We start from the raw sequence: 12,607 nt of genomic DNA on the forward strand, positions 1-12,607 counted from the left end.
TCATGAAAAAACTAATAATTCTAAGTATTTGGGCTTTAAGCAATGTTCTTTTATCACAATCAAATGTACTTACCATTCAAGATTTCAACTTTTTAAATAACAGTAATTGGCAGGGTAGTTTAATGTATGTAAACTATAGTGACAATAAAGAAGTTTTTATACCAACTTCGCTTACTATTTCAATCAAAAACAACACTGTAAATCTACTCACAACTTACCCAAACGAACCTAAAGCCAATAGTAAGAGTGTAATCAAATTACGCAAAAAAGGAACCTATTTTGGTAACGAAAAGGTTGATAATATAGAAAGAAGACAAGACGGAAGCCTTCTAGTGAAAACGAGTTATAATGGAAGGGATAATGGACAGAAAGCTATTTTTTACAAATTTTACGAACTGGGGGTATCGTCAGTAATAATAACTAAAGAAGTTCAATTAATTGGAACCCATCAAACTTTTATAAGAAACAAAATAACATTAAAAAAGATTAAACTATGAAAACAAAAATTGCAATTTTGAAGATATTCTTAATAGTCTTAATGCTCACCAGTTGTGTTCAGAAAGAGCACTTAAAAGAAGTCACATTTGAGGTTGACATGAATGAAACTACTCATAATAATCAAGTTGGGTTAAAAGGTGAATTTACGAGTCCACCTTGGTCAGAAGTTGTACCTATGGAAGACAACAATGGAGATGGTATTTTTGAAGTTACACTATCACAAAAAACTGCTCAAAATAGTGTAGAATTCAAGTTTGTGAATAATGGCGAAGAGATTGAATTAAATGGTCAACCCAACCGAAGAATACGCTTTGAATATAAACCAGAACGTATTACTTACTCGGGTATTTTTAACAAGGAAAATGGAAAGCAAATTATAAATTAAACTATCATGAAAGCAATCACATATTTACTTTTTTTTATTTCAATAAGTGGCCTTGGTCAAGTAAAAGGAAACAAAAAAATTGATACAAGATTTTTTCATGTAGAGAATCTTGAAGAACTTGAGATAGGTTTATACGCCAACATTATAGTGGATGTTGCAGGCAAAGAAGGAATGACCATTACGGCAGACAATAACCTTTTTAAACATATTGATGCTGAAGTTGTAGATGGAAAACTAAACTTAAGCCAACTAAAATGGATTCAGCCTTCGGTAGAAATGATTATTAAAATAGGTGCCCCAAATCTAAATTGGATTCAAAATGGCACCAATAACGACATCGAAATAAATAACGTATCAAAAAATAATTTTGCTGTTTCGGCATTAAACGGAACGATACGCCTAAATGGTAAAGTTGAAACATTAAATGTAAATGCTGAAAATGGAACTGTTGATGCTTCAAAAGTAAAGTGTAATACTGTTAATTTAAATATCTGGGGAGATGGAAAAGGTATAGTAGCCCCTATAGAATTACTAAATGCCAAATTAAGTAACTCCGCCGTTCTTGAATTAAAAAGTAAACCAAATAAAATTAAAGGAAACATTAAAGAAGCTCTTAGCAATAATTCAGCTGTTTCGGAGATCCGATACATTAATTTTAAAATTAAAAACAATAGTAATAATCGTTATAATTTTTATGTGGTTGGCCCTAAACCCAATGGGAGAAAATTTAGCTACGGATTTCCGATGATGCCTGGTAGTACACGAAAAGAGAGCTGGACCACCGGAACTAAAATTTATAAAGTTGGAACGCTAGGCATGAAAACACTCATCAGAAAGATTAAATTTTCTGATGAAAATAAAATAGTAAACCTTTTTTAACGCTTTTAATTCCTTAGAATATCTATAATGCAATGAATTTCTAGGGTTTAATAAAAAAAAATATATTTGTAACATCAAATCCCCCCGATTAGATGAAATCAAAAGATTTACAGCACATAGGTTTTGCACTTTTAAGAATTGTTCCTTCAGCTATGATGCTGTTCGTTCACGGTATTGGTAAGTTTCAAAAATTAATGGCAGGAGATTTTGCTTTTGCAGATCCAATAGGCATTGGACAGGCTCCTTCTCTGTTCTTAGCAGTGATTGGAGAGGTGGTTGCACCAATTTTAATTATTGTTGGATTTAAAACAAGATTTGCTGCGATACCAGCCTTTATAACCATGTTTGTGGCAGCTTTTGTACAACATGGTGCAGATCCTTTTACAAAAAAAGAATTAGCTATTTTATATGCGGTGATTTTTCTTGTAATTGGATTGATAGGTCCAGGAAAATATAGCCTAGACAGAAAATAATTAAAATAAAACAGTCAAGAGTTCTTTCAATAAATCTTGCTGCGACATATTTTGTGAACCTACCCCTTTGCCTTTTAAATCAAGCTTTCTTAAACCAGATACGATACCGCTTACACTTCGCATGGGATAATTCTTTGCAGCCGTTTGATATTCTCCAACAAAATAAGGACTCACTCTAAGCACTTGAGCAACAGCTTTGGGTGAATGGTCATTCATTCCATGATATTGCAATAATTGGGTGAAAAAACTATTTAAAAGAGTAATAGTTACAACAAAAGGATTGTCTTTCGGGTTTTGGGCAAAATAATTAATGATTCGAGTTGCTTTTTTTATATCTTTTTCCCCAACTGCTTTTTTTAATTCAAAATTATTAAAGTCTTTACTTATTCCAATATGTTGTTCAATATGGCTTGGCGTAATTTCTGTTTGTTTTTCAATAACCAAGAATAGTTTTTCAAGTTCATTGCTGATTTTACTTAAGTCTGTTCCCAAAAACTCAACTAATAATGCTGCTGCTTTGGGTGTTATTTGATAGCCTTTAGCAGTTAATAATCGCTTTATCCAATCAGCCACTTGATTCTCATATAATTTTTTGCTTTCAAAAACAACTCCGTTCTTTGATAAAATCTTATACGCGGCTTTTCTCTTATCTAACTTTTTATATTTGTAACACATCACCAAGATAGTATTTGCTTGAGGGTTTTCAGCGTAACTAGCCAGTTGCTCAATGGTTCTTGACAAGTGCTGTGCTTCTTTAATAATTAAAACCTGATAATCTGCCATCATTGGGTAGCGCTTTGCATTTGAAACGATTTCATTTACACTTGTATCTTTCCCATATAAAACCATTTGATTAAAACCTTGTTCAGCTTCAGTCAATACTTTTTTAGCGATAAAATTTGAAATTGCATCAATATAAAAGGGCTCATCACCCATCAAAAAATATATCGGTTTTAGATTTCTATTTTTAATATCGTTTAGAATGCGCTTAGCTTCTTCCATTTAAAAAAAATCATCAATTTTGTGATATGCAGGGGCTCAATTTTCCATCATATCATTTCCGCCTTAAAAATACCGAAAATAGCACCTATATTTTTGATGTTATCCGTAAAAAATTTGTGGTACTGCAACCCGAAGAATGGGTCAGACAACATGTTATTCATTTCTTAATAGAAACCAAAAGGTATCCAAGGAGCTTAATAAATATTGAAAAGCAGCTTACTATCAATGGATTAAAAAAAAGATACGATGTAATAGTATTCCATGCCCAAGGTGATATAAATATACTTATTGAATGCAAAGCTCCTGAAGTTGAAATTTCTCAAAAGGTTTTTGATCAAATTGCAATTTATAATGTAAAATTAAAGGCAGACTATTTAATGGTTACTAATGGTCTGAATCATTATTATTGCCAAATGAATCATGAAGAAGAAAAATATACATTTCTAAAGGAATTTCCTGATTTTAGCCGTTAATTTGCTCACGTTTTGAGACTAGCAATTGTTATATTGAATTGGAACGGTGTAGAGCTGTTAAAAGAATATCTTCCTAAAGTATTGGAATATTCTTCTAATGCTTCAATTTATGTGATTGATAATGCTTCCACTGATACTTCTGTGAAACTTCTCTCAAACAATTTTCCTGAGGTATCAATTATTCAGAACAAAGAAAATCTAGGTTTTGCAGGAGGTTACAATGAAGGCCTTAAACATGTAGATAGCGATATCTTTTGTTTATTGAATTCAGATGTAGAGGTTTCCGAAGATTGGACTCAAGCTGTTATGGAACTCTTTACAACCAATAAGAAAGTCGCAATTGCCCAACCTAAGATTTTAGATTTAAAAAATAGAGAATATTTTGAGTATGCGGGAGCTGCCGGAGGATTCATAGATAAACTCGGCTACCCTTTTTGTAGGGGGCGTATTTTTCAATCCTTAGAAAAAGACACTGGACAATACGATGATATTACTGAAGTGTTTTGGGCAACAGGTGCTTGCATGTTCATTAGAAAAAATGTTTTTGAGGCATTAAATGGTTTTGATGCATCCTACTTTGCTCATCAAGAAGAGATAGATTTATGTTGGAGGGCTAAAAATATAGGTCATAAGATCTATTACACGGGTAAAAGTCATGTTTATCATTTAGGAGGATCAACTCTAAAAAACTCAAACCCTAATAAAACCTTTTTAAATTTTAGAAATTCTTTATACTCTATTACTAAAAATTTACCCACAAAGAATGCTTTTAAGCTCATTTTCATTCGTTTATTGCTTGACGGAGTAGCAGCATTACATTTTGCTTTTCAACTAAAACCAAGGCATAGTTTTGCGATTTTAAGAGCCCACTTCAGCTTTTATAGAAATTTCTCTAGAGTCTTTAAGCAACGTGAAAAAGCTAATTTTGTATTAAATTATCATGTTACGAAGTCCATTGTGTGGTCTCATTTCGTACATCAAGTGAAGAATTTTAACATTTTAGTAAAAGATTAACGGTGTTGAAAACTTGACAATTTGCAATTGTTATAATTTTGAACCTTATTGAAATTAAAGTGTATTTAATTAACCAGTATAATATTATTCATTTATGAAAAAATTAGTTTTAGGTACTCTAGGTGCAGCAGTCTTACTGACATCTTGTGTGTCACAGAAAAAATATGCAGAACTAGAAGCTCAGCATAAAGAAGCTCAAGATTTGTTAAATTCAGCAACAGTAAAACTGAATGATTGTTTAGAAGAAAAGGCATCAGCAACTTCGAAAATGGAAGCATTAGAAGATCAAAATGCATTCTTACGTGCTAACAATCAAGAGTTGATTAATAACATGGGAGATTTAACTACCTTAACAGCAAAAGGTGCTGAAAACTTAGAAAAATCTTTAGAAAGTCTTCAAGAGAAAGATTTGACCATACGTAGATTACAAGATGCGGTAACGAGAAGAGATTCAGTAAACCTTTCTTTAGTTCAAAGTTTAAAAGGTGTTTTAGGAAATCTTGATGACGAAGACATTGAAGTAAGCGTTGAAAAGGGTGTTGTTTTTGTTTCTATCTCAGATAAATTATTGTTTAGTAGTGGTAGTTATAACATCACAGCTGCTGCAAAAAATGTCTTAGGAAAAGTGGCTAAGGTAGTTAACAATAAGCCTGATTTTGAGTTCATGGTTGAAGGCCATACTGATGATGTACCTTACAGAAAAGGTGTGTTACTAGACAACTGGGATTTAAGTGCAAAAAGAGCAACTGCCATCGTTCGTATTTTACAAAATGATTATGGTGTTGACCCTAAGCGTATGACCGCTGCTGGTCGTGCAGAATTTGTTCCTGTTTCAACTACAGACAAGTCTAAAAATAGAAGAACACGTATTGTTGTACTTCCAAAAATTGACCAATTCTATAGTATGATTGAAGAAGGTATGAAAGACCCCGCTATCAACGAATAGACCTTTAATTATAATACATGTAAAGAGCGACCTAACAGTCGCTCTTTTTTTTGATAATTTTTTAAATAGAATCATAGAATATCTAAAGAACCCTTGCCTTCTCTTACAACTTCAGGTTCATCTGTTGATAAATCGATAATTGTTGAAGCTGTATTATCACCGTAACCTCCGTCAATTACAATATCAACCAAATGTTGCCATTTTTCAAAAATCAATTCAGGATCAGTAGTATATTCCAAAACATCATCTTCATCATGAATTGATGTAGATACTATCGGATTACCTAGTTCCCGCACCATGGTTTGAGCTATAGTGTTGTCTGGAACACGAATACCAACAGTATTTTTCTTTTTAAAATCTTTAGGTAAATTATTATTACCTGGGAGAATAAAAGTATAAGGTCCAGGTAAGGCTCTTTTAAGAATTTTAAATGTTGCTGTGTCAATTTGCTTTACATAATCAGAAAGATTACTTAAATCTGCACAAATAAAAGACCAGTTGGCCTTGTGAAGTTTGATTCCTTTTATTCTGGCTATTTTTTCTAAAGCCCTTGACTTGGTGATATCACAGCCAAGGCCATAAACTGTATCCGTTGGGTATATCACTAGACCACCACCCCTAAGCACCTTGACCACTTTATCTATCTGATTAGGACTAGGGTTGTTTTCATATATTTTAATGAAGTCTGCCAAGCTTTTTCAATTGAATAAAACAGTCGTGAAAGTAATCATTCTTGATTATAAAATGGTCAGTGTAATTCTGATGTAATGACCTAACGTTTTATATTCATTAAATCTCCGGACTCTTGCAGCATTTTTATATTATCCGGAGTTAAAACATAATAAAGACTATCAATATAATTTTCAGTTTTGTCAATATCTCTTACTCCTGTTAGCTTGTTTGTTTCTAAACTATTATAGTTTACGTAAATACTGTCATCAAACACTTCAAGTACTTTAAAAAGTTGAATAGTAATTTTGTTCAGTTCTGAAGGTATATACATCAAACATAGCGGGCTGTTCCAAATATTCAGCAGTTCGTGCTTTATCCTGTGAGTTGGAATAAAAAGCAAAAGCAATAACAATAGCTATCAAAGCTAATCCCGAATATTTCCAAATTGGTGTTTTTACCGAGCCTTTGAAATTCTTGTAAGCCATTTTGCCATCATCGTTCAATTCTTTCTTTTTGAACCCTTTATGACAATGTTGACATTCAAAAACCCCCGTTTTACCAGCCGGAAATAAAGGTATCCAGAAAATATGGACATGACGACCATAAACACTGGCTGTCATTTGATTTGGGGTTTCACAATTTGGGCATTTTGTATTTGGTAATGGAGCACTCTTAAGGTGTGTAGAACGATATCCGTATACTATCATTTGGTTAGGTTTTTAGTTTAAACGTGATAATTAAATATTTGTTTTGAATAACCAATCAGCAAAGTTCAATTATTTAGATACATCTAAATTCCCTGAAATCTGATAAAATAAAGTTGACTGAAACTCTACGATACTTAAGTAATTGGCTTTAACTTTTAATCACCCCGTCCTAAATAGGCTCTGATAGAAACAATTTTGGAACTAGAATTAAAAGAAATTACATCTACAACATAAAGTTCCTCTTTTTTATCTATTGTTATTTTAAGCTCGGCTACAATTGTATTGGAGCTTTCATACATTGATAATACCTCAATGGTAATGGAATCAACATTGTTAAAGTTTTTCTGTGTTTCTTTTAAAGCTTCGTCTTTACCAACAACGCTAATTTTCCAATCACGCAAAACGATGGTATCATCAAAAAGGGCTGCTACTCCATTAATATCTTTTTTCGCATACTTTTTTAAATAGAAAATGCACAATTCTTTGTTAGAAAGACTTTTCATTTAAAACAAGACTATTGACGATTAGTATATAATTCGAGAGCCTGTAAATACTTTGAAGCTCCTTCCTCTGTTTGATCATAAATAAAACCTTTAAGTTCTGGTTGGTTTTCATCCATCCAGTTTAAAAGATTAGTTCTGTTTTTCACAAATAATGAATCATTGAATACTATATACTTAGTGGTTTCAATGCTTGTAATCTTATCTTTATCAAATCGGATGACTTGATTGGTAACAATTGGTTCTTCGTGAAGAAACAAAATTCTTTTGTCAGTCTTTGAAATCTGAGCTTTTACGATATCACCTTCAGAAACAATATCAATAATTTCATATTTGGGTTCAAACATTGCGTCCCATTTAAGCCAATCCTTATACTGCGCTAAAGAAAATGTTTGCTCGTAATCGTATTCTGTTTCTTTAGTCAAAAGACTATCTGTTAATAATGAAGCAATCTTCGAATCGTCAGAATTACTCAAAACCTTATAGTACTGTTTGGCAATTTGAAGTTTACTTAGCTTTTGATTTTCACTTTTACATGAAATAAATATGATTGCTATGAATAGAAAAACTAATTTTTTATGCATTGGAGTATATTTAATTCAATATTCCGATTTAAAATTTAGCTTTCCTTTTGAACTAAAAAATGCAGGTTTAAGAAAGCACTTCTAATTTAGCAAAACGAAGTAATAATTTTTTTATATCACCACGTTCAAACTTAATTTCAGCTTTTTTGTCATTGCCTACACCTTCAATTTTTAATACTTGACCCTTTCCAAACCTTGTATGATTTACTAATGATCCTTCTTCTAAATTCGGGTCAATGACATTGGTGCTTTTTGAAGGTTTACTTAATTCAGGCTTTAGCTTACGAAGTTTTCGTAGTTGATTTGCATTAGGGGATCCTACTGGTGGTGGTGTTCCGTTCTGTGGTTTGACTTGACGCAGTTTACTTTTATCAACTTCACCAAAAATATTTGCATCAATCATTGATTTATACCTGTAACCATCATTTACAGGGGTTAAATTATCCACATATTGTTCGTCAATTTCTTCTAAAAATCGACTAGGTTCCGCATCTATTAATTTACCCCATCTATATCGGTTCTGAGTATAGGTGAGGTAGGCTTGTTTTTCTGCTCTAGTTAAAGCAACATAAAATAATCTTCGTTCTTCTTCTAACTCACTTCGAGTGTTCATGCTCATAGCAGAAGGGAATAAATCTTCTTCCATCCCAACGATATATACGTAAGGAAACTCTAGGCCTTTTGCTAAGTGAATTGTCATTAATGCCACTCGATCATCATCACCAGTATCTTTATCTAAATCGGTAGCAAGAGCAACATCTTCTAAAAATTCTGAAATGTTACCAGTAGCATCAGCAAGTTCTTTTTGTCCCTCAACAAAATCTTTAATTCCATTCAATAACTCTTCAATATTCTCCATGCGACCAATGCCTTCAGGAGTTCCATCTTTTTTAAATTCTAATAATAGGCCGGTTTTTTTAGAAACATGCTCAGCCAAGGTAAAAGCATCTGAACCTTCATTCATAATTTGAAAGCTCTTAATCATGGTTACGAAATCTTCGAGTTTTCTTTGCGTACCTGAGTTGATTTTAAGATTCAACTTAGGTAAATTATCCATTACTTCAAATATGGAACGACCGTAATGATTAGCGGCTACAACCAATTTGTCAATGGTCGTCTGTCCTATTCCCCTTGCTGGAAAATTTACCACCCGTTTTAGTGCCTCCTCATCTTTGGGGTTGATGACTAAACGCAAATAAGCTAAGACATCTTTAATCTCCTTTCTTTGATAAAACGAAAGTCCCCCATAAATTCGGTAGGGAATATCTCGTTTACGAAGAGCATCTTCAATAGCCCTTGATTGAGAATTGGTTCGGTATAAAACTGCAAACTCACCATTTCCCATTTGATGATTCATTCGATTATCCCAAATGGAAGAAGCTACATACCTACCCTCTTCAGCATCAGTAATACTACGATGGATAATGATTTTGTTTCCTTCATCATTCGCAGTCCAAACAACTTTTTCAAGTTGATTTTTATTATTGGAGATTATAGAATTTGCCGCATTAACGATGTTCTTAGTGGATCTGTAATTTTGTTCTAAACGATACATCCCCACATCTTCATAATCTCTTTGAAAATTGAGAATATTACTAATATTGGCCCCTCGGAAAGAGTATATACTTTGAGCATCGTCGCCTACAACGCAAATATTCTGATACCTGTCAGCCAAAGCTTTTACTATCAAATACTGAGAGTGATTGGTATCTTGATACTCATCAACCAAAATATACCTGAACCGGTCTTGATATTTCATTAAAACCTCTGGAAAACGAGTTAATAGCTCATTGGTTCTAAGCAATAAATCGTCAAAATCCATGGCTCCAGCTTTAAAACATCGGTCCACATAGTTTTGATAGATTTCTCCAAGCCTGGGACGCTTAGCCATGGCATCAGCCTCTACTAATTCAGGGTTTTGGTAATAGGCTTTTACAGTAATTAAACTGTTTTTATATGAGGAAATTCTGTTTTGAACTTGTTTGTACTTGTAAATATCTTTATCCAAGCCCATTTCTTTAATAATGGACGCGATTAATCTTTGAGAATCTTGAGTATCATAAATGGTGAAATTACTTGGGTAACCTAATTTGCTACCATCAAAACGCAAGAGTTTAGCAAAAACCGAATGAAAAGTTCCCATCCATAGGTTCTTGGCCTCAGAACTACCTACAATATCAGCAATACGTTTCTTCATTTCGCGTGCTGCTTTATTCGTAAATGTTAAAGCTAAAATATTGAATGAATCTACTCCTTGCGCCATTAAATGTGCAATTCGATAAGTTAAAACACGCGTTTTACCAGATCCTGCTCCCGCAATGACCATTAAGGCACCGTCTTTATGTAAAACCGGCTCACGTTGAGCGTCGTTCAATCCTTTTAAATATGCTATTTCTTCTTCCACAAATAAAAACTCAATAAATTAACTACTTCAAATATAATTCAAGTAGTATTTGATAGCATACAATTTTAGACTCACAAAGAAAGTCTGGTAGCATTCTAATCACCATCATCGAGTGAAATTAGCCAATCTGTTCCGTTTCCAAAAACTAAGCTTTAAATACTTTTAAACAGGAATGGTTTTTCCTTAATATTTAAATATATTTAGACCTTATGATAAAATCACTGCCAGTATTTCTAACATTTTTTCTTACGTTTTTTCTTTTTAGCCAAGAAAAGAAAACGGGACCTATCATTAAAGATTATGGTAAAGTTTGGAGTATTAAAAACCTTGATTATCAAGTAAAATTAGATTCGGAGTTTAAGGTTGTTTTTGATATTATGAATAGTCCAGAAGATGTCAATCAACGAAATGCAAGTATTGAAACTGCTGCTCGTTTTTTAAATATGCATGGGCAAAGTGGAGTTTCAAAAGAAAATATGAAGGTTGCTGTTGTGGTGCATAACAAAGCGTCGAAAGATATTATTACCAATGAGGCTTATAAAGCTCGTTACGGAACCGACAATCCGAATGCTGAAATGGTACAGCAGCTAATAGAGGCTGGAGTAGAGTTTGTATTTTGTGGGCAGTCATCACTTTCAAGAAATTTTCCAATAGAAGAAACAGTCCCGGGAGTGCAATTATCCCTGTCAGCAATGACTGCATTAATACAATTACAAAATGACGGTTATCGTCTTATAAAATTTTAAATCCAACAGTTATGAATAAATTAGTACTAATCGGCATTTGTCTTTTAACCTCAGGTATGTTTGCACAAGGACCTAACCTTGAAAAAGACTATGAACAAATTGAAAACAAAGTTATAGAATGGCGTCATGACATTCATCAAAACCCAGAGCTCGGAAATAGAGAGTTTAAAACAGCTGAAAAAATTGCTAATCACCTTAAGTCTTTAGGGATTGAAGTTCAAACCGGAGTTGCTTATACTGGCGTTGTTGGTTTACTAAAAGGTGACAACCCAGGACAAGTAGTTGCCTTAAGGGCTGATATTGATGCTTTGCCAGTTACAGAAAGAAATAATTTGCCATACAAGTCTAATGTTACGTCTGAATTTTTAGGAGAAAAAGTTGGTGTTATGCATGCCTGTGGTCATGATACACATACTGCTATTTTAATGGGTGTTGCCGAAGTTTTGTCTAAGAATAAAGATAAGATTAATGGTACCGTAAAGTTTATTTTTCAGCCAGCAGAAGAAGGACCACCGCCAGGAGAAGAAGGTGGTGCTTTATTAATGGTAAAGGAAGGTGTTATGGAAAACCCTAAGGTAGACGCCATTTTTGGCTTGCATATTAATTCACAAACTCCTGTGAATATGATTCGCTATAAGTCAGGCGGAACAATGGCCGCTGCTCAAAGCTTTACAATTAAGGTGAACGGCAAACAGAGTCATGGTTCGCAACCATGGGGGGGTGTTGATCCTATTTTAATTAGTGCTAAGATTATTGACGGTTTACAAACCATAATCAGCCGTGAAACAGAACTGACTAATGAAGCTGCGGTGATTACCGTTGGAAAAATAAAAAGTGGAGTTCGTTTCAATATAATCCCTGAAAGTGCAGAAATGATTGGAACTATTAGAACATTGGATTATGATATGAAAGATAAGCTGAACAAACGAATGATTGAAATGGTAGAAACTATTGCCAAAGCTTATGGTGGAACAGCAACTTGTGAAATTAATGATGCTACGGATATTACCTACAATGACCCAGCATTAGTGACTCAAATGTTACCAACTTTAGAACGTGTTGCTGGTAAAGAAATGGTTGTTACTCAAAAGGCAATTACTGGAGCAGAAGATTTTTCTTATTTTCAAAGAGAAGCTCCTGGTTTCTTTTTCTTTTTAGGTGGAATGACTCCAGGAACAACAGAATCTTTTCCTCATCATACTCCGGATTTTTTGATTGATGATGCCGGAATGCAATTAGGAGTAAAAGCAATGACGGAATTAACGTTAGATTATTTATCTGCTGGAAAGTAGCTTATAATTTATTTTTATTAAAAAATTGAATC

16 protein-coding genes are annotated in these 12,607 nt (G+C 33.4%); 9 read left to right on the forward strand and 7 right to left on the reverse strand.

Going from position 1 to position 12,607, the window contains the following annotated elements; genetic code table 11:
* The first annotated feature begins 2 nt into the window (after positions 1-2).
* The 4 genes from RM520_RS08460 (at position 3) to RM520_RS08475 (ending at position 2,235) form a co-directional block, all read left to right on the forward strand.
* Positions 3-497 (forward strand): hypothetical protein, encoded by a 495-nt coding sequence (locus RM520_RS08460; RefSeq protein WP_311387702.1) that lies wholly within the window; start codon positions 3-5, stop codon positions 495-497.
* Positions 494-883 (forward strand): CBM20 domain-containing protein, encoded by a 390-nt coding sequence (locus RM520_RS08465; RefSeq protein ID WP_311385275.1) that lies wholly within the window; start codon positions 494-496, stop codon positions 881-883. The genes RM520_RS08460 and RM520_RS08465 overlap by 4 nt, the downstream gene beginning before the upstream one ends.
* Positions 884-889: 6 nt before the next feature.
* Positions 890-1,762, forward strand: coding sequence for a GIN domain-containing protein (locus tag RM520_RS08470; RefSeq protein WP_311385276.1), 873 nt, complete (start codon positions 890-892; stop codon positions 1,760-1,762).
* 92 nt (positions 1,763-1,854) lie between these two features.
* Positions 1,855-2,235 (forward strand): DoxX family protein, encoded by a 381-nt coding sequence (locus tag RM520_RS08475; RefSeq protein ID WP_311387703.1) that lies wholly within the window; start codon positions 1,855-1,857, stop codon positions 2,233-2,235.
* Here the strand turns inward: RM520_RS08475 and holA are convergent, their stop codons facing one another.
* Positions 2,236-3,237: a DNA polymerase III subunit delta gene (gene holA / locus RM520_RS08480; RefSeq protein WP_311387704.1), complete on the reverse strand. Its 1,002-nt coding sequence runs from the start codon at positions 3,235-3,237 to the stop codon at positions 2,236-2,238.
* Positions 3,238-3,263: 26 nt separating this feature from the next.
* Between holA and RM520_RS08485 the strand changes: the two genes are divergently transcribed.
* From RM520_RS08485 to RM520_RS08495, 3 genes are all read left to right on the forward strand, one after another.
* On the forward strand, positions 3,264-3,710 hold the full coding sequence (locus RM520_RS08485) for a type I restriction enzyme HsdR N-terminal domain-containing protein (protein WP_311385279.1): 447 nt from the start codon (positions 3,264-3,266) through the stop codon (positions 3,708-3,710).
* Positions 3,711-3,722: 12 nt separating this feature from the next.
* A complete protein-coding gene (locus RM520_RS08490; RefSeq protein ID WP_311385280.1) occupies positions 3,723-4,724 on the forward strand; it encodes a glycosyltransferase family 2 protein in 1,002 nt (333 codons plus the stop codon).
* Between the two features lie 94 nt (positions 4,725-4,818).
* Complete coding sequence (locus RM520_RS08495; RefSeq protein ID WP_311385281.1) at positions 4,819-5,670, forward strand: OmpA family protein; 852 nt, start codon at positions 4,819-4,821, stop codon at positions 5,668-5,670.
* Between the two features lie 71 nt (positions 5,671-5,741).
* On the opposite strand, the gene RM520_RS08500 is transcribed toward RM520_RS08495, so the two are convergent.
* The 6 genes from RM520_RS08500 to RM520_RS08525 form a co-directional block, all read right to left on the reverse strand.
* Positions 5,742-6,362, reverse strand: coding sequence for an L-threonylcarbamoyladenylate synthase (locus tag RM520_RS08500; RefSeq protein ID WP_311387705.1), 621 nt, complete (start codon positions 6,360-6,362; stop codon positions 5,742-5,744).
* A gap of 80 nt (positions 6,363-6,442) precedes the next feature.
* A complete protein-coding gene (locus RM520_RS08505) occupies positions 6,443-6,673 on the reverse strand; it encodes a hypothetical protein (protein WP_311387706.1) in 231 nt (76 codons plus the stop codon).
* Positions 6,627-7,049, reverse strand: a complete 423-nt coding sequence (locus RM520_RS08510; protein ID WP_311387707.1) for a hypothetical protein — start codon at positions 7,047-7,049, stop codon at positions 6,627-6,629. Before RM520_RS08510 ends, RM520_RS08505 begins: the two co-directional genes overlap by 47 nt.
* A 155-nt stretch (positions 7,050-7,204) precedes the next feature.
* Positions 7,205-7,552, reverse strand: a complete 348-nt coding sequence (locus RM520_RS08515) for a nuclear transport factor 2 family protein (RefSeq protein WP_311385284.1) — start codon at positions 7,550-7,552, stop codon at positions 7,205-7,207.
* 11 nt (positions 7,553-7,563) lie between these two features.
* Positions 7,564-8,133, reverse strand: a complete 570-nt coding sequence (locus RM520_RS08520; RefSeq protein WP_311385285.1) for a hypothetical protein — start codon at positions 8,131-8,133, stop codon at positions 7,564-7,566.
* A 67-nt stretch (positions 8,134-8,200) separates the two neighbouring features.
* Complete coding sequence (locus RM520_RS08525; protein ID WP_311385286.1) at positions 8,201-10,537, reverse strand: ATP-dependent helicase; 2,337 nt, start codon at positions 10,535-10,537, stop codon at positions 8,201-8,203.
* A 209-nt stretch (positions 10,538-10,746) separates the two neighbouring features.
* On the opposite strand from RM520_RS08525, the gene RM520_RS08530 reads away from it, so the two are divergent.
* Together RM520_RS08530 and RM520_RS08535 are read left to right on the forward strand one after the other, a co-directional pair.
* Positions 10,747-11,283, forward strand: a complete 537-nt coding sequence (locus RM520_RS08530) for a DsrE family protein (protein WP_311387708.1) — start codon at positions 10,747-10,749, stop codon at positions 11,281-11,283.
* Positions 11,284-11,294: 11 nt separating this feature from the next.
* A complete protein-coding gene (locus RM520_RS08535; RefSeq protein ID WP_311387709.1) occupies positions 11,295-12,575 on the forward strand; it encodes an amidohydrolase in 1,281 nt (426 codons plus the stop codon).
* Positions 12,576-12,607 lie beyond the last annotated feature (32 nt).

It is taken from the genome of Croceitalea vernalis (assembly GCF_031846405.1).
Taxonomy (GTDB): domain Bacteria; phylum Bacteroidota; class Bacteroidia; order Flavobacteriales; family Flavobacteriaceae; genus Croceitalea; species Croceitalea vernalis.